A 17,572-nucleotide genomic window follows, 5' to 3' on the forward strand; every position below is an offset into this window, starting at 1 on the left:
TAGGCCAAGGCGCCGCCGCTAGGTTGCGGTGGCGAAAATTACGATCAGGCCGCACTATCGCCACGCGGTCCTGATCAAGGTTGCCAACCACGGCGGCGCCGACTAACCCCGCGTGAAATCGGAAACCAGGCCGAGGACCCTGCGCCCACAATGCGTCATGAGCTGGTGCGCGCCCGCGCCCCCCTACGGCTAGGCTTCGGCGGCGGCGGGACGGATGTCTCGCCCTATTGCGACGAGTACGGCGGCGTGGTGCTGAACGCCGCCATCGACCTCTTCGCCCATGTCACCGTCCAGAAGCGCGACGACGATCAGGTGCGCTTGGTCGCCGCCGACCGCGATCAGGCCTGGCAGGCGAGCGCGAGCGCGCCGCTGCCGACCGACGAGCCGCTGCGGCTGCTGAAGGGCGTCTACAACCGCTTCATGGCCGACTACGCCGGCGGCCGCGCCCTGCCGCTGACGCTGGTGTCCTACGCCGATTGCCCGCCCGGCTCGGGCCTGGGGTCGTCCTCGGCCCTGGTGGTCGCCATGGTCGAGGCGATGCGCCGGTTCATGGGCCTGGAGATGGACGCCCAGACCGTGGCGCGGCTGGCCTTCGACATCGAGCGCCGGGACCTTGGCCTGGCCGGCGGCGCGCAAGACCAGTACGCCGCGGCGTTCGGCGGCCTCAACATGATGCACTTCGAGGCCGACGCCGTAGCCACCGTCAATCCGGTGACCGTGCCCGAACGGGTGATGAAGGAGCTGGAAGCCTCGCTGGTGCTCTACTTCACCGGGGTCAGCCGCGAGTCCGCGGCGATCATCGACGAGCAGCGCGCCAATATGAAAAGCCATTCGGCCCGGCCGCTTGAGGGACTGCACGCCCTGAAGGCCGGCGCCTTCGAGATGCGCGACGCCCTGGTCGCCGGCGACCTGCAAAGGTTCGGCGCGCTGCTGGACGCCGGATGGTCGTCGAAGAAGCAGCTCGCCCACAACATCTCCTCGACCCAGATCGACCAGGTCTACGAGGCGGCCAAGGCGTTCGGCGTGTTCGGCGGCAAGGTTTCCGGCGCCGGCGGCGGCGGCTTTATGATGTTCCTGGTCGACCCGACCCGGCGCGAGGGGCTCAAGCGCCTGCTCTCCACCTTCGGCGGCACGGCCCAGGCCGCGCGCTTCACCAACACCGGGGCTGAATCCTGGGACGTGAAATAGCCGCCAAAACCCGCTAGGACGCGCCCGTGAAAGAACTTTCGAAATCCATCGTCCGCCGCATGGCCGACCCCAACTTCACCCGCCGCTGGTTCGTCGGAGAAGGCCTGGACATCGGCGGCAAGCCCGATCCGCTGTCGCTCTACATCCCGTTCTTCCCGGGTCTCGCCAGCGTGCGGGTCTGGGACTGGGAGGACGGCGACGCCCAGCAACTAGCGGGACTTGAGCCCGAGAGCCTGGACTTCGTGCACTCCAGCCACTGCCTGGAGCACCTGGTCGATCCGCGCGAAGGGCTGGCCGCCTGGTTCGGTGCCATCAAGCCCGGCGGCTTCCTGATCGTCACCGTGCCGGACGAGGACCTCTACGAGCAGGGCGTCTTCCCCTCGACGCACAACCGCGACCACAAGTGGACCTTCACCATGCTGAAGGCCCGCTCCTGGAGCGAGCGTTCGCTGAACGTGCTGGAGCTGCTGTCGAACCTCGGCCCCGCGGCCGACGTCGAGAAGGTGGCGCTGCTCAACTCGACCTTCCGCTACGACCTGCCGCGTTTCGACCAGACCCTGACCCCGATCGGGGAGTGCGGCATCGAGTTCGTGATCCGCAAGCGGACCGCGCGCGAACTGGCCGCCGGCGGCCTGGTGCGCGAGACCGTGCAGCCCTCGCCCGCCGACCGCAGGCACTTTAACCAGTACCGGGCCGACCACGCGCACATGAAGACCAGCGCCCCGCCGTTCGAGGACGAGAGCCCGCTCTGATAACGCCGATCACGGCGCTGGCTCCAATTTTCCTTTGGATTACTGGGCTGGCGCCATGCTTGCGCCGTAAAATGCGACCTGTTACCCACCGGCGCGAGCGACTTCGGCGGGACCGCCTTTTTCCGCCTTCAAGCTCTGGGTCGGGAGACTAGATGCAATCCGTACAACACATGGTGCGCACCGGACGGCGCGGGCCCATGCACGAATTCAGCATGGCGTTCAGCGATCTGGGCGCGTCGCTCCAGCGGATCGGCCTGGCCTGGTCGCTGGCCTGGCACGACATCGTTTCGCGCTACCGCGGCTCGATGCTGGGCCCGTTCTGGATCACCCTGTCCATGGGCCTGATGGTGGCCGGGATCGGCTTCCTCTACGCCAACCTCTTCAAGATCCCGGTCAACGAGTTCATCCCCTATGTCGCCCTCGGCATCGTGTTCTGGGGGCTGATCTCCAATGTGATCCTCGAGGGCTGCGGCACCTTCGTCCAGGCGTCCGGCATCCTCAGCCAGACCTCGCTGCCGATGTTCACCTTCGTGTGGCGCACGATCATGCGCAATGTGATCAACCTGGCGCACCACGCGGTGATCATCGTCGGGGTGCTGATCTTCTACGACCACTGGCGCCAAACCAACGTGCCGATGGGCCTGATCGGCCTGTTCCTGCTGATGCTGAACATCTCCTGGATCAGCCTCGCCGCCGGCATGGCCTCGGCCCGGTTCCGCGACATTCCGCAGATCGTCGGCTCCGTCATCCAGTTCGCGATGTTCATGACCCCGGTCTTCTGGCTGCCGGGCGGAAGACTGCTGGACCACGCGGTCCTGCTGTACAATCCGTTCTTCCACATGCTCGAAGTGGTCCGCGCCCCGCTGCTGGGCCAGGCCGTCAGCGCCCCGACCTACATCTTCCTCAGCGTGCTGGCGGTCGTCGGTTGGGCCGCCACCTTCGCCACCTTCGCCCTCATTCGCCGCAGGATTGTGCACTACCTATGAAGGGTCCCGAGGTTTCGATTAAGGTCACTGACCTGACCCTGCGCTTCCCCGTCTATGGGGTCGATTCCAAGTCGCTGAAGAAGCACCTGGCGCGCATCACCGTGGGCGGACAACTTGGCCGCAACAGCATGGGGGCGACTGAGGTCACCGCCGTGTCGAAGGTCAATATGGAGCTCCGCTCAGGCGATCGCCTGGGACTGATCGGCCACAACGGCTCAGGCAAGACAACCCTGCTGCGCGCTCTGGCCGGCGCCTACGAACCCGACGAAGGCACCATCGACGTCCATGGCCAGATCGCCGCCATGCTGGATCTCAGCCTTGGGATCGACCCCTCGGCAACCGGTCTGGACAACATTCGGCTGCGCGGCCGCATCGCTGGCCTCTCGGCCAAGGAGATCGACGACCGACTGGACGAGATCGCCGAGTTCACCGGCCTGGGCCAATTCCTGGCCATGCCGCTGAAGACCTATTCGGCCGGCATGCAGGCGCGCCTGGCCTTCGCGGTCGCCACCGCCGTGCACGCCGATGTCATCCTGATGGACGAATGGATCGCTGTCGGTGACGCCGATTTCCGCAAGATCGCCCACAAGCGGATCCTGGAGCTCATGGAACGTGCCGGCATCCTCGTGCTGGCCTCACACGACGTCGAGCTGATCCGCCTCTACTGCAACAAGGTCATGCGGATGGAGGGCGGGGTCGCCTCGCCGATCATGGACGTCAAGAAGCTGGACGAACTGCTCGCCGACGCCTCCGACGCTGACGCCGCCTGACCGGGCGAAAACCAAGTCGGAGACTTAAGCCAAACTAGGAGCGCCGGGGCGCCAGTGGACGTCATCTTCACCATCGTATCGCGCAACTACGGCGCCCAGGCCGCCAGCCTGATGGAGAGCCTCCGCGCCGTGGAGCCCGGCGTCCGCCGGGTGGTGGTGACCACCGACGGCCCGATCGCCTTCAAGGACCCCGGCGTGCGGACCATCGACGCCGCGACCCTGGTCCCCGACTTCGCGGCCATGTGCGCCTATTACGACGCCCTGGAGCTGAACACCGCGGTCAAGCCGCACGCCTTCAAGGCGTTGCTGGCCGAGGAGGGCGTGACCTCGGGCGTCTATCTCGACCCCGACATCTGGGTCTATCGCCCGCTGGACATGGTGCGCGAGGGCCTGGCCCGCGCGCCGTTGGCGCTGACGCCGCACACCACCCGGCCGCTGCTTGGACAGGCCAATCCCAACGACCACGTGATCCTGACCTCGGGCGCCTACAACCTCGGCTTCATGGCCGCCCGCGCCGAGCCGCAGATCATGGCCCTGCTGGACTGGTGGGCCGAGAAGCTGCGCTTCGACTGCCGGGTCGATTTCGCCAACGGCCTGTTCACCGACCAGAAGTGGATGGACCTCGCGCCAGGCTTCGTCAGCGACCTGGCGCTGCTGCGCAGCCCTAGCCTCAACCTGGCCTACTGGAACCTGGAGGGCCGCGAGGTCGCCAAGTCGCAGGATGGATGGAGCGTCGATGGCGAGCCGCTAACCTTCTTCCATTTCTCCGGCTTCGATCCCAGCCGGCCCGAGCTATTGTCCAAGCACCAGGACCGGGTGCGCGTGCAGCCCGGCTCGCCCCTGGCCGACCTGATGCGCGATTATGCCGGCGCGCTGCTGCGCAACGGTCATGCCGAGGCCTCGACCATTCCCTATGGCCACCGCGCCTTCCCTTCCGGCCGCCCGATCACCCACGAAGTCCGGCGGCGGATGCTGGCGGCGGCGCGGGCCGGCGACGACTTCGGCGGCGGGCTCACCCCGGCCGCCGAGGCCTGGTCGGACGTGCGTCCCGGCGAGGTGATCCGCGATCCCGTCGAGCCGCCGGAAGGCGCCTGGCTGGCCAGTTCGGGCGAGCTCGCCCGCTGGCTGATCGCCGACCAGACCGCGCCCGCCGTCACCGCGCTGCTCACCGCCCGCCGCGACCTGCGCGACCGCTTCGGCGGCGACGAGGCGGGCCTGAAAGCCTGGCTGCTGGGACCTGAGTCGCTCGAGGGCCGATTCTCCGCCCGGCTGGCCCCGGAGGGCGCCTTCGCCGATCCGGACCTAGCCCTGCGCGCCGCCCGTCATGTGAACGGCGAGATGTCCGAGGCCAAGCTGCGGTTCGCCGCCTACGGGCTGGCGCACCGCGCCGACTGGCCGCGCAACGTAGCCGCCGCCCTGCGGTCCGGCTTCGATTCGCCGGTGCGGGAGCTGGCGCGCGGCCATCCCTTCCCGCGTCTGTTCCTGTCGCTCTGGGAGAGCCGCGGCGACCTGCAGCGGCTGTTCCCGCTGGGCGGTTTCTCGCAGCGCTTCGCCTTCCTGCGCTGGCTGATCGGCGGTGGCTTGGCCGAGTACGGCATCGATGTCGGCGCCCTGCCGCCCAGCGTCGACAGCCATCCGATGTTCGAGCTGGCGCGGTTGAGCGTGCGGCGCGAGCCGGGCGTCCAGCTTCGTCAGCCGGCGACCGGCGCCGTGAATACCCTGCTAGTCGTGGAGCGTTGGACGCCTGACGCGGCGGGCGGCGACGCCCTGGTGTTCGACGCCTCGGCCAGCCGCTTCCGCACGCCCGAGGGCGCACCGGCCGGAGCCCCGGCCCAGGTCGCCAATCTGGTCTTCCGCACCGGCCCGGGCCTGCTTCCGGCCGACGCCGTGGCCCTGCTCAGCCAGGGCGTCACCTGGAGATCGGCCAGCGCATGAGTCTGCTTTCCGCCACCCGCCGCCTGTGGCGCGGCCTGACGCCCGAGCCGGTTCGCCGGCTGGCCCAGCCGATCCTTGGCCCCGCGCTGAAGGCCTATGTCCGCCATCAGGCGCGCCGGCCCCATGCGGCCGACGACTTCTCCGGACCGATCCGCGTGGTCGGCGACTTCGGCGGCTCCTACGGCATCGCCGCCTCGGCCAAGCTCGCGGTCCGCGCCTTCCAGGCGCTCGGCGTGCCGGTGGAACAGGTCGACATCTCCGGCGCACGGCTGGACTGGATCGGCGCCACCGACGCCGCCCGTACGCCTGGCCCGTGGATCTTCCACGTCAACGCCCCGGAGATCCTGGCCGCCCTGGCCTTCCTCGGCCCCAAGAACGTGCGCGGCCCGCGCTACGGCTACTGGGCCTGGGAGCTGCCGCAGGCCCCGAAGTCCTGGCTGAAGGACGCGGCCCTGCTAGACGGGATCTGGGCGCCCAGCGCCTTCACGGCGAAGGCGCTGGACGGCGCCGCCGCGCCGGTGCGGGTCGTGCCTCATCCGCTGTTCGCCGAGGACTATCGCGACGTGGTTCCGGCGCCGCGCGGTCCGGGCTTCCTGGCCGTGACCCTGTTCGACTTCAACTCCTCGGCGGCGCGCAAGAACCCCGAGGCGGTGATCGCCGCCTTCGCCCAGGCCTTCCCCGCCGATCCCGCCGCCCGGCTGGTCATCAAGACCCAGAGGGGGGACCTGTTCCCCGACCTGCTGGCCAAGCTGAAGGCCTCCGCGCCCGCCAATGTGACGGTGGTCGACGAGGTCTGGCCCTATGCCGAGGTGAAGTCGCTGATCGCCACGGCCGACGTGCTGATCTCGCTGCACCGGGCCGAGGGTTTCGGCCTGACCGTCGCCGAGGCCATGGCCCTGGGTACGCCGGTGATCGCCACGGGTTGGTCGGGCAATATGGACTTCATGGACGCCACCTGCGCCCTGGTCGTGCCGTCCAGGCCGATCGCGGTCGACGATCCGCAGGGCATCTATCGCGGCCAGAGCTGGGCTGATCCCGATGTCGAGGCCGCCGCCGCCTGCCTGCGGCGCCTGCGCAATGATCCGGCCCTGGCGGCGCAGCTGTCCGAAGCCGGACGCCGGCGCGTGGCCGAGCGGCTGTCGCCGCAGGCCTGGTTCACCACCCTGCCGGACGGCGTGCAGCGGGCGGCGATGGCCGCCACCCGCGCCGCGAGACGGGCTCAGGCCTCCGGGTGAGGCTTGCAAAAGGTGGTGAGCGCCCAGATGCCCACCGTCGCCAGCAGCACCGCCGGGATCAGCGTCATCAGCACCTCGCCTGGACCATAGCCGGCCGCGCGTAGCTCGCCGGCGATCAACGGCCCGCCGATCGACCCCAGCCGCCCGAAGGCGATGGCCGCGCCGGCCCCGGCCGCGCGGATGTGCGGCGGGTAGTAGGTGGGCGCCAGCGCGTAGAGCACGTAGAGCCCGCCCACCACGGTCAGCCCGGCCGCGGCCGAGCCTGCGATGACGGCGGCCATGCCGGTCGCCTGGGCCAGCACGTAAAGCGCGGCGGCGAGCCCTGCGAAGACGGCGACCAGCAGCCAGCGATAGCCGAAACGGTCGGCCGTCCACCCCAGCAACAGCGCGCCGCCAACGCTGGCGATGTTCATCCAGAACGAGGCCGAGGCCCCATCGGCGGCGGTGAAGCCCTTGGCGACCACCAGGGTCGGCAGCCAGTTCAGCAGCAGATAGGTGACCAGCAGGTCGAGCGCGAAGATCATCCAGATCAGCAGGGTGGCCGTCGCTCGTCCCTGGGTGAACAGACCACGCATGACGCGGGGATCGACGTCCTCGCTGGGCGCGGGGCGGGTCTCGGGCAGGAAAAAGAACACCACCGGCGCCAGCAGCAGCGGCAAGCCCCCGCCGATCATGAAGATGGTCCGCCAGTCGAGCGCGTCGCCCCCGGCCTGGGCCAGCAAGGCGACGACGGCGCCGCCGGCCGGCAGGCCGCAGAACATGCTGGTGGTGGTCATGGCCCGGCGGTTGGGCGGGCTGATCTCGGTGGCGATGGCGATCAGGTTGGGCATGGCGCCGCCAAAGCCGATGCCGGTGGCCAGCCGCGCCAGGGTCAGCATCTCGAAGCTGTTGGAAAGGGCCGTGACCACAGAGAAGATCCCGAACAGCGCCACCGATACGGTCAGCACCGGCCGGCGGCCGAACCGGTCGGCCAACCAGCCGCCCGACAGCGCCCCAATGACCAGGCCGAACATCGCCGCGCTTCCCGCCCAGCCCAGCGCGGCCGGACCCAGGCCCAGTTCCGGCGCCATGTGCGGCGCGGCCACGCCAAAGGCCTGGATGTCATAGCCTTCCAGCGCCGCGATCCCAAAACAGATGGCGACAATGAAGCCTGGGGCGAGCCGCCCCCCGATGGCCTTGGCCATGTTATGATTCCCCCCGAACTTAAGCGCCGCATCTGACCTGGAGCCGCACGCCTGCGCCAGCGATGATGTTTGGCTTGACGCGAGTTCGGTGCGCAGGCGGGGGAGTTGGTCTTGGACAGTCCGAACGACGGCGGCCCGGCCGATTGCGCTCAGGTCCTGGTGATCATCGCCGGACAGTCGAACGCCCTTGGCTATACGCTCGGTTCGGCTGACCTGCCGCCCCATCTGCGCACGCCGATCGCCAGGGTGCAGATCTGGGACCCCGCCGCTCGCGCGTTCGCGCCGCTGCGGCCCGGCGTGAACACCGGCGCGCCAAATAATCCGCGCAACTGGGGGCCTGAGGCCCAACTCGCTTTCCGCTGGAGCCAAGAGCATGCCTGCGGCGGCCTGCGCCTGGTGAAGTACGCGCGCGGCGAAACCGGCCTGGCCGCCGATCCCGATGATCGCGACTGGTCGCCGGCGTCGGCTGGAGACGTCTGGGACAAGGCCACCTCCGAGATCGACGCGGCGAAGACGGCGCTGAAGACCGAGGGGCTGTCGCTTCGGGTCGACGCGGTGTTCTGGATGCAGGGCGAGACCGATGCGCAGGACGACGAGAAGGCGGCGGCCTATCGCCAGAACCTGACCGACCTGGTCATGCGGATCCGCACGCGCTGGGGCGATGAACAGACCGACGTCTATGTCGGCCAGATCGACAGGCCGCCCGGCTCGAGAGGCTGGGAACAGGTCCGGCAAGCCCAGGCCGCGACGGCCGCCTCAGTCCCAGACGTCGACCTAGTCGACACCGACCCGTTCCCCCGCCAGGCGGCGGATGGCGTCCACCTGACCGGTCAGGGCCAAATTCGCCTGGGCGACGGCTTTTACGAACAATACCGCGCGCGTTAGCCGTCGAGCTTGTCGGGCGTGAAGCTGATGACGCCCTGGCGTTCCAGCTCGGTCAGGATCTGGTCGATCTGGCTGCGCAACTCGAGCATGCAGCCCGGGGTCAGGATCAGATAGCCGGACTTGACCATGTGTTCCTTGCCCGCCTCGTCGGCGGTGTTGGCCGTGAACGCGAGGCGCGCGACGCCGGCCTGGTATCCCAGCCCCGCCATCTTGTCCCCGAAGATCATCGGTACATCGAACTCAGGCAATCCGGGCGAGCTAGGCATGGCGCACCCATCGCATGATTCCTCCCTGGCTCGGGAGGATCGGCGGCCTCAATTTATGTAAGCGCGCCGCGAACGACGTTCGCCCTCTTGGCGGGCGCGCGGTTTCCGCGCTTAGATGCGATACCCAAGCGGAGAACTAGACATGGCCAAGTTCCAGGTGACCTCGTTGACGCCCACCATCGGCGCCGTGGTCGAGGGCGTCGACCTCGCCCGGCCGCTGGACGACGAGCAGTTCGAGGAGATCCGCCAGGCGCTGCTGAAGCATCAGGTGATCTTCTTCGAGGACCAGCACATCACCCCGGTCCAGCACCGCGACTTCGCCGCCCGGTTCGGGGCCCTGCACACCCATCCGCTCTATCCCGGCGTGCCCGAGGCCCCGGAGCTGTTCATCCTCGACAACCACAAGGACAACCCGACCGACAACGACAGCTGGCACACCGACGTCACCTTCATCGAGACCCCGCCGATGGCCTCGATCCTCTACGCCAAGCTGCTGCCGCCGGAGGGCGGCGACACCATCTGGTCGAACATGAAGGCGGCCTATGAGGCGCTGTCGCCGACCTTCCGCGAGTTCCTGTCCGGTCTCGACGCGGTCCACGACTTCGCGCGCGGGTTCCCCCAGCGCGGCATCGTGGCGGCCGGCGCCGGGGCGGAGAAGCACGCCAAGGCCGTGGCGGCCAATCCACCGGTCCTGCACCCGGTGATCCGCACCCATCCGGAGACCGGCGAGGACGGCCTGTTCGTCAATTTCGGCTTCACCGACCGGATCAAGGGCCTGCGCCGCAAGGAGAGCGACGCGATCCTGAACATGCTGTTCGAGCATATCCAGAAGCCGGAGTTCCTGGTCCGCTGGCGCTGGAAGGACAACGCCATCGCCTTCTGGGACAACCGCGTGACCCAGCACTATGCGGTCAACGACTACCTGCCCCACCGCCGGATCATGAACCGCGCCACGGTGCTGGGCGACCGCCCCTATCACCGCTCGCGGGCGCCGGCCGGGCTGAAGACCGCGGCCGAGTAGTCCCTAGCTCGGGCTCCAGTCCAGCAGGCCCAGCTTGCAGAGCCAGACGATCGACAAGGCGACCAGCTGACGACGGCCGTTTCCGGCCTGTTCGATCAACTGGCCGACCGTCAGCGGCCCCCGCTCGGCCAACATGGCCATGACCGTGGCGCTCTCCTCGTGGCTCGCATGCCAGCCGCTGGCGAACTGGTCGAGGTGCACACCCTTGGTGGCCTCCAGATCGGCGAGCGAAACCCCGTCCCTGAGCCCGACCCGGGTCGAGGTGTTCAATACCGAGGTCGGGAAGCCCGCGAAGGCCGCGAAGGGCTCGCGCTTGACCGGGTTGTACTGATGCTTGGCGGCGACCGGGGCGCTGGCCGTGCGGATGGCGGCCAGTTCCTGGGTCAGGTCCTGAAGCCCGCGGACGACCACCGGCCAGTCGAAGGTCTCGCGCACGCGGCGACGACCGGCCTCGCGCATCTTGGCCCGCAGCTCGGGAGACCGGATCAGGTCGGCGATCCGCGCCGCGGCGTCGCCGACATTGACGGCGGTGTGCTGGGCCACGGTGCCCACATAGGCCTGATAGGCCAGGCCGGCGAACAGGTGGCGGTTGATCATGCCCTGGCCGGTGGCGATCGGGCCGCCCAACGTCCTGACCAGGAACCCGTCGACGCCGTCGCGCACGGTGTAGCGGTAGCCGTCCCAGTCGCTGACCACCACCGGCAGACCCGCCGCCATGGCTTCCAGCGGCGTGATGCCGAAGGTTTCCTGGATGTTGTCGACCAGCGACAGGAAGATATCCCCGCCCGCCCACATGCGGCCAACCAGATCGCGGTCGTTGCCGTCCAGGAAATGGGTGGTGATGGAGGGCCCATAGGCCTGTGCGGCTTCCTGATACCAGGCGCGGTCGCGCTCATCGTTCGGGAACCAGCCGACCATGGCGAAATGCACCCGCACGCCGGTCGCGCGGGCGGCCTCCTCGGCGGCGCGGAACATCGGCTGCGGGAAGGCCTTCTCGAAGAACGACAACCGCCCGACCCACAGCACGACGATGTCGTCAGGCGCGGCGCCCAGCTCCTCGCGCACCGAGGTCCGCGCGTCGGGGCGGTCGGCCAGGGCCGCGAAGGCCTTGCCCTCCACCCCTAGCGGCAGCAGCGGCAGCTGCGGCCGGACCTTCACGTCGCCGCCATAGCGGTCGGCCAGGTAGTCGGTAAACTCGTCGAACATGGTCCCCAACGCGTCCTGCACGGTCGGCGAGGTGCAGATCAGGGCGTCCCAGGGCTGGATGGGGGAGATCGCCGCCTTGGAGATGATCTCGCGCATGGCCGGCGGGGCGAGCGTGTGGACCATGCCGAGCATGCTGTAGCTGTGGTCCAGCCCCGCGCCGCGGCGATACCAGGCCATGTCGGCGAGGTCGGGGTGGCCTCGGACCAGCGCGCCGCCAGCCACCGCCGGGCGTTGGTCCATGAGGCTGGCGACCACGACCCGCGGGCGAGCGGGCTCGGCGCCCAGCAACCCGCCGACCAGGGCCTCGGCCGTGACGTCGGCGCCGACCAGGAAGTCGATCTGCTCATAATCGCCGTACCGCAGGACGGCGCGGAACAGCTCCACATTGGCGACGTCCTTGCCGAAGGGATTGGTCTTGGGCTGCACGCCCGCGGACGGATGGTAGAGCGCGATGCTGTTCGACAAGGAGCGTTCTCGGATCAAGAGAGAGGATTGCGCCTAGCCTTAGCCGAGATCGCATCCGAAGCGCGAGCCACAGCAACGCTGGACGGAGCCGTAGATCACCCCGCCTGGCGTCGGAAGGTGACGACCAGCACGTCGCGGAAGGCGGGCTTGCCTGGATCGACGGGCGTGATCGCCGTCACCCCGTGGAAAACGCGGTTGTCATCGATGAACACCGCGTCCAGCGGCTCGGTCAGGGTGAAGTCGCCGAGCGAGGTCCCGGCCGGATCGAAGATGCTGGTGACCCCGGCCGCGACGTTCTCGCGCGCGACCAGCATGACGATCACCCAGTCGACGCCGTCGCGATGGACGCCCTCCGGCGTCGGACGGGCGTCCTCGCCGGCCCGCGCCTCGATCCGGAACTGATGGAACTCGGTGCGCCAGGGAAAGCCCGGCTCCGGCGACCGCCCCCCGAACACGCCGAGCGCCAGGTCGAGGAGGCGGCGGGTCAGCAGGCTGTCGGCCACCGCATCGGTGACCGGCTCGAACCACCGCTCCACCCCGCCGTTCAGGCGGTTGTAGTCCAGGCTTTGAAAGTGCGGCTGATGGGGCCCGCGCGATACGGCGCCCGGCACCACCTCGAAGCAGGCGAACCGCCGGCTGCGGTAACGGCCGCCATCGGCCATGTAGGCGTCCTGCGCCAGATGGTTCCAGGTGTCGGCGTAGGCCGCCCAGTCGGCGAGCGCCTCGGCGCCCACCAGCTTGGTCATCTGCGCTGCGGTGGCGCGCGCAAAACCGTCCTGCGCCACACTGCTCGTCAGGTCGTCGATCTCAAGGACTCCTACGCCAACATCCGAAGCCGCCAGGGGCGGTCGGTCCACAGGGAGAAATTGGCGATTTCCCTTGTCGACGCAATGCTCGGTGGAGGGAAAGATCTAGGAGACCGCGCCTTTCGAAGCCGAAGACGGCTCTCGGCTCAAGCCGCCGAGATCCAGCCTGCGCCGAGGCTGACCTGAGAAACCCCGACCAGCACCACCTGATCAGCCCCACCAAGCGTGACGACGGTGTCGGCCCCGACCTGCGCGATCTGGTAGGTCGTGCCTGGCGCCAAGTTCAGACGGTCGCCCTCGCCATAGGCGAAGTCCGTGATCCGATCGAGACCGGCCCCAGAGAAGCTATGGAAGACGTCGGCGCCCGCGCCGCCGGAGATGGTGTCGGCGCCACGGTCGCCCGCCAGCCAGTCGGCGCCGGCTCCGCCCTCGACGATGTCGTCGTTCTGACCGCCGCGCAGGGTGTCGGCGCCGTCCCCGCCCACCAGGTGGTCCGCGCCGCGGTTGCCGTGCAGATAGTCAGCGCCCGCCTCGCCCTGCAGCTGGTCGGCCCCGTCGCCGCCGAACGCGGTGTCGTTCCCAAGTCCGCCGCGGGCGTTGTCATCGCCCAGGCCCCCGAGAATGTCGTCGGACTGATCGCCGCCCACGAGGGTGTCATTGCCATTGTCCCCGCGCAGCAAGGCCGAGCCGGCCGCCCCCTGCGCAGCGCCGGGCCGGGCAGACGCATAGATCGCGTCATCGCCGTCGCCACCGAACAACTGGTCGTTCCCGCCAGCGCCGTAGATGACGTCATTTCCCGCATAGGTCCGGATGAGGTCATTACCTCGGCCGCCCTCGATCACGTCATGGCCCGCCAGGATGGTCGACAGCGCCTGCTGGGTGGCGCCTTGCGCCACCCAGGCGCCGAAGTTCGCCACCGGCGTGCTGACATTGATGTCCATCACCACGCCCTGTCCTTGGTAATGGATCGAGCTGGTCGTCCCGGCGACGAGCTGGAAATTGGCGTCGTAGGTGAAGCCCGTGCCCGTCAGGTCCAACCGCGCGCCGCTGGCGAGCAGGGTAAGGCTGGTCTTGGAGTCGTTGACGATATCGGCCCCGTAGAGCGTGGAGAGGCTCAGCTGGTCCATGTCGCCGCTGATCTGGCCGCTTGCACCACCGCCGGCCGCTCCAGCCGCGGCATGATCGGCGCCAAGCCGGCCGGAAATGACCGCGCTCTCCGCGTCGCCGAGGACGTGTTCCGGCGCGGCGGCGGAACCTGCCTCAGGGGCGTCGCTATAAAGCCCGGAGCCGAAGACCACGGTCTTCCCGGACAGTTCGTTCGTCAGCGTCACCAGACCTGTCGCGGCGTCGTAGGTCACGACGAAGTGGCGGCTGTCGGCCCCCAGCGCCAAGGTGTCGGTCTCGCCGTTGAAGCCAAGGGCTTGGCTCGGCGTGATGGTGTCGAAGCGAAAGCCCGTCATCTCGATGCCTATTGGGTTAACCTAGGGTGGCGCCAAGCGCCTTCCACACCCCAATGACTCGACCCTAGCGGGCAAGCAAACCCGTTCGCGCCCCTGGGGAGAATTAAGGATGTCTATTCCCCTGACCTCAGGTCGGGTGGGTCGCCGGAGACCCGCCGCCACGCCGTCTGGCGCTGGGGGCTGGGCTTTGACGACGAGTCTCCGGTTTCCCCTCGGGGCTCTGGCGTCGCGGCATGGCCACGACGAAGGATGTATCCGACCCGAACTCGATGGATCGGCGACGGGTAGCTTTTCAACTTGTCTTGATCTTGGACGCCAGAACGACGTTATCGCAAGTAAAAGACTGCAACTTTACAGTATAATACGTTCAATCCCAGGCGCGGCCACGTGGCCGACCGGCGCCGCCAGCGCCCGAACCGTCCCGATCCCACAGCCGCCCCATCAGCAGATCGGTCTTGGCGAGCGACACGCACAGGTGCTCGATGGCGAGCGCCGTCGCCTCCACCTCGCCCAGATGAATCGTCGAGCCGTGCCGGCGGCAGGCGCCGGTGAGGAAGGCGAGCGCCGCCAGGAAATCCGACCAGATCGCCCGGCTGTCTTGCTGATCGAGATCGGCGCTCCCGTAGGCGCTCGACGGCGCCACGAGGATCGCTTCCCCTCCGCTCGCGCTGAGCATCAGGGTTCCCAGCCGCCGCATGGCCATCGCCGAGGCTGCGACCTCACGGTCAACCGGCCCGCCGCCATCGCCCAGATTTGCAACGAACCTGGCCTGGCCGTCGTCGCCCGACGTCGCCACCAGCAACAGCGCGGTGAGTTGGTCGAGCGCGTGGCGCAGACGATCGAGCCGCACGGCCACGCCCTCGGCCGGCGCAGGCGGCGGCCCCATCGCCGCGTCGCTCCCGAAGCGGGTCACGACCAGCCGCGGCCGCGGCCGGGCGTCCTCGCTCGCCGCCCAGGACATTCCGGTCCACGGCATGGCGGGACTCAGCCCAGCCAATCCGGACTCGGCCTGACGGCGCCGGGCCGATGAATGCGCGGCGAGCCAGGACACAAGTCCCGCCACACCCAGCGTCGCCACGCCTGGAAGGATCGCGTACATCAAGCTGCGCCCCCGATAAGATACTCACGCGACAGCGTGTCTCTTGATGGCCGGCGGACGCTTCGACCCTAGGGGGCTGGCGACGTCCGCACCCGGCCGAAACACACCGGCCGCCAAGGAGCAGGCGCCCCAAAACACCTGGGAAATCACGCCACAAACTGTAAAGTTTGCATTTGTTTACATCGACGGCCGGCGTTTTGGCCGATTGGATATTCTCTCGCGGCCGACAACATCTAAGATGTTCGAGAACAGTGAAAAATTGAAACTCCCCGACCATGAGAATCGCGACCCTCGACGACGACGACGCCCAGACCCAGGCCATCTCCCGACTTCTGACCGATGAAGGCCATGTCTGCTGGTCGTACCGCGTGGCGCGCACGCTGATCAGCGCGTTGCGTCAGGAAACCTTCGATCTCCTGGTGCTCGACTGGAACCTGCCGGATCTGACCGGGGTGGAGGTGATCGACTGGGTGCGCCAGAATCTGGAGCCGCCGCCGCCCATGCTGCTGCTGACCGCGCGGTCGGCGGAGGAGGACGTGGTCGCCGGCCTGGACGCAGGGGCCGACGACTACATCGTCAAGCCGGTCCAGCCCGCCGTGCTGGTGGCGCGGGTCAATGCGCTGCTGCGCAGGACCTATCCGGCCCAGGGCGCCGGGCCGATCGAACAGTTCGCCGACTTCAGCTTCAATGTCCCGGCCAAGACCGTGACCGTCCACGGCGAGATCATCGCCCTGACGGCCAAGGAATTCACCCTGGCGCTGCTGCTGTTCCGCAACACCCATAGGGCTCTCTCGCGGAGCCACATCCTGGAGGCTGTCTGGGGCCGCAACCCCGACCTGCCCACCCGAACCCTCGACATGCACGTCTCGCGCGTACGCACCAAGCTCCGCCTGCGGCCCGAAAACGGCTTCCGGCTGTCTCCGGTCTACAGCTACGGTTATCGCCTGGAGCGGCTGGTCGACGAGACGGAGGGTTACGCGGTCACATGAGCAACTGGAGCCGTCTCGCCGTCGCGGCGAGCCTCGGTGCGGCGGCCGCCGTCGCGCCCGCCGCAGCGTGGCCCGCGCCCAAGCCCGCCGCCAAGGCCGAGAGCGTCCGCTACATCGTGCGCCGAGGCGACACGCTCTACGACCTGGGCAGCAACTATCTGCTGCGCCCCGGCGATTACAGCATCATTCAACGGCGCAACCGCATCACCAATCCACGCCGCATGCGGGTCGGCTCGACCCTCGACATTCCGGTGGCGTTGCTGCGGACCTCGCCCATCGAGGCGCGGGTCGCGAGCTATCGCGGCGAGGCCACCGCGCTTGTGCAGGGGCGCACCGCGCCCGTCACCAAGGGCATGGCCCTGCCGGAAGGCGCCGTCGTGGCCACCGGCTCCAACGCCTCGGTCCGCCTGGAACTGCCTGACGGCTCGCAGGTCGCCTTGCCCTCGCAGAGCCGCATCCGGCTCGAGCGGCTGCGCCTGACGCCGCTGACCGGGTCGATCGACCGGGTGATTTCCCTGGAGGCCGGCCGCAGCGAAGCTGTGGTGACGCCGATGAAGCAACCGCGCGACGGCTTCACCATCCGCACCCCGCTCTCCGTCACCGCCGTGCGCGGCACGGCGTTCCGGGTGATCTATGACGCGCAAACCCAACGCGCCTGGACCGAGGTCGTGCATGGGCAGGTGAACGTCGCCTCCTTGGTCGACCGCTCAGCCTCGATCACGCCGGCGGCGTTCGGGGTGAAGGCGTCCGGCGCAGGCGTCACGACGCCCGCGCCGCTGTTGCCGCAGACCACGCTCACCATGGCCGGGCGGCTGCAGGACGAATCCGAGGTGGTCTTCGACATGAGCCCAGTCCCCGGCGCGGCGCGTTATCGCGCCCGGCTGGGCGCGGACGCCGGGCTGCTGGACGTGATCGACGAGATCACCACCGACCAACCGCGCGCCGCCTTCCAGGACGTGAAGAACGGCGCCCTGTTCGTGCAGGTCAGCGCCCTGGACGCCGATGGGCTGGAGGGCATGCCCAACACCTACGGCTTCTCGCGCTTCCGCCATGGGCTGAGGCTGCAGGCGCCGACCGCCACCGATCACCACTGGCTGTTCCAATGGGAGGCCGAGGGCGAGGGTCAGCATAGCTATCGCTTCCAGTTGACCGCGCAGCCAGACGGCGTCCCGCTGGTCGACGAGGCGGGACTGGCGGACGGCCGCATGACCGTCACCGACCTGCCGGACGGGACCTATTACTGGCGCGTCCAATCGACCGTGGCCCGCGACGGCCAGCGGTATGAGAAATGGTCCGCCACCCAGCAGTTCAGGATCGGCGGCTGA

The 17,572-nt window shown here is 68.7% G+C and carries 16 protein-coding genes; 10 read left to right on the forward strand and 6 right to left on the reverse strand.

The window, feature by feature from the left end; genetic code table 11:
* The first annotated feature begins 150 nt into the window (after positions 1 to 150).
* From ASE02_RS15350 to ASE02_RS15375, 6 genes are all read left to right on the forward strand, one after another.
* A complete protein-coding gene (locus ASE02_RS15350; RefSeq protein WP_056735415.1) occupies positions 151 to 1,188 on the forward strand; it encodes a dehydrogenase in 1,038 nt (345 codons plus the stop codon).
* Positions 1,189 to 1,214: 26 nt separating this feature from the next.
* Entirely contained in the window at positions 1,215 to 1,940 is a 726-nt protein-coding gene (locus tag ASE02_RS15355; protein WP_056735416.1) for a methyltransferase domain-containing protein, read from the forward strand.
* Between the two features lie 152 nt (positions 1,941 to 2,092).
* Positions 2,093 to 2,926, forward strand: a complete 834-nt coding sequence (locus ASE02_RS15360) for an ABC transporter permease (protein WP_082602126.1) — start codon at positions 2,093 to 2,095, stop codon at positions 2,924 to 2,926.
* Entirely contained in the window at positions 2,923 to 3,696 is a 774-nt protein-coding gene (locus ASE02_RS15365) for an ABC transporter ATP-binding protein (protein ID WP_056735418.1), read from the forward strand. The genes ASE02_RS15360 and ASE02_RS15365 overlap by 4 nt, the downstream gene beginning before the upstream one ends.
* Positions 3,697 to 3,750: 54 nt before the next feature.
* Complete coding sequence (locus ASE02_RS15370; RefSeq protein WP_056735419.1) at positions 3,751 to 5,631, forward strand: hypothetical protein; 1,881 nt, start codon at positions 3,751 to 3,753, stop codon at positions 5,629 to 5,631.
* Positions 5,628 to 6,866: a glycosyltransferase family 4 protein gene (locus ASE02_RS15375; RefSeq protein ID WP_056735420.1), complete on the forward strand. Its 1,239-nt coding sequence runs from the start codon at positions 5,628 to 5,630 to the stop codon at positions 6,864 to 6,866. Before ASE02_RS15370 ends, ASE02_RS15375 begins: the two co-directional genes overlap by 4 nt.
* Here ASE02_RS15375 and ASE02_RS15380 read toward each other — a convergent pair.
* Complete coding sequence (locus tag ASE02_RS15380) at positions 6,851 to 8,050, reverse strand: MFS transporter (RefSeq protein WP_056735421.1); 1,200 nt, start codon at positions 8,048 to 8,050, stop codon at positions 6,851 to 6,853. The two genes, ASE02_RS15375 and ASE02_RS15380, sit on opposite strands and share 16 nt — an antisense overlap.
* A gap of 111 nt (positions 8,051 to 8,161) precedes the next feature.
* Between ASE02_RS15380 and ASE02_RS15385 the strand changes: the two genes are divergently transcribed.
* Complete coding sequence (locus tag ASE02_RS15385) at positions 8,162 to 8,935, forward strand: sialate O-acetylesterase (protein WP_162257184.1); 774 nt, start codon at positions 8,162 to 8,164, stop codon at positions 8,933 to 8,935.
* Here ASE02_RS15385 and ASE02_RS15390 read toward each other — a convergent pair.
* Positions 8,932 to 9,162 carry a hypothetical protein gene (locus tag ASE02_RS15390; protein ID WP_162257185.1) on the reverse strand — a complete coding sequence of 77 codons (231 nt, stop codon included), beginning with the start codon at positions 9,160 to 9,162 and terminating at the stop codon, positions 8,932 to 8,934. The two genes, ASE02_RS15385 and ASE02_RS15390, sit on opposite strands and share 4 nt — an antisense overlap.
* Before the next feature lie 181 nt (positions 9,163 to 9,343).
* Between ASE02_RS15390 and tauD the strand changes: the two genes are divergently transcribed.
* Positions 9,344 to 10,222 (forward strand): taurine dioxygenase, encoded by an 879-nt coding sequence (gene tauD, locus ASE02_RS15395; RefSeq protein ID WP_056735424.1) that lies wholly within the window; start codon positions 9,344 to 9,346, stop codon positions 10,220 to 10,222.
* Between the two features lie 3 nt (positions 10,223 to 10,225).
* Here the strand turns inward: tauD and ASE02_RS15400 are convergent, their stop codons facing one another.
* From ASE02_RS15400 to ASE02_RS15415, 4 genes are all read right to left on the reverse strand, one after another.
* On the reverse strand, positions 10,226 to 11,893 hold the full coding sequence (locus ASE02_RS15400) for a glycosyltransferase family 4 protein (RefSeq protein ID WP_056735425.1): 1,668 nt from the start codon (positions 11,891 to 11,893) through the stop codon (positions 10,226 to 10,228).
* A 95-nt stretch (positions 11,894 to 11,988) separates the two neighbouring features.
* Positions 11,989 to 12,678 (reverse strand): 2OG-Fe dioxygenase family protein, encoded by a 690-nt coding sequence (locus ASE02_RS15405; RefSeq protein WP_369818569.1) that lies wholly within the window; start codon positions 12,676 to 12,678, stop codon positions 11,989 to 11,991.
* Between the two features lie 167 nt (positions 12,679 to 12,845).
* Entirely contained in the window at positions 12,846 to 14,159 is a 1,314-nt protein-coding gene (locus ASE02_RS15410; RefSeq protein WP_056735426.1) for a calcium-binding protein, read from the reverse strand.
* A 367-nt stretch (positions 14,160 to 14,526) separates the two neighbouring features.
* On the reverse strand, positions 14,527 to 15,258 hold the full coding sequence (locus ASE02_RS15415; RefSeq protein WP_056735427.1) for a hypothetical protein: 732 nt from the start codon (positions 15,256 to 15,258) through the stop codon (positions 14,527 to 14,529).
* Between the two features lie 275 nt (positions 15,259 to 15,533).
* Here ASE02_RS15415 and ASE02_RS15420 point away from each other — a divergent pair, with 275 nt between their 5' ends.
* A complete protein-coding gene (locus ASE02_RS15420) occupies positions 15,534 to 16,247 on the forward strand; it encodes a response regulator transcription factor (RefSeq protein WP_056735428.1) in 714 nt (237 codons plus the stop codon).
* Positions 16,244 to 17,572 (forward strand): FecR domain-containing protein, encoded by a 1,329-nt coding sequence (locus ASE02_RS15425; protein WP_056735429.1) that lies wholly within the window; start codon positions 16,244 to 16,246, stop codon positions 17,570 to 17,572. The genes ASE02_RS15420 and ASE02_RS15425 overlap by 4 nt, the downstream gene beginning before the upstream one ends.

This window comes from Phenylobacterium sp. Root700, from assembly GCF_001429025.1.
Taxonomy (GTDB): domain Bacteria; phylum Pseudomonadota; class Alphaproteobacteria; order Caulobacterales; family Caulobacteraceae; genus Phenylobacterium.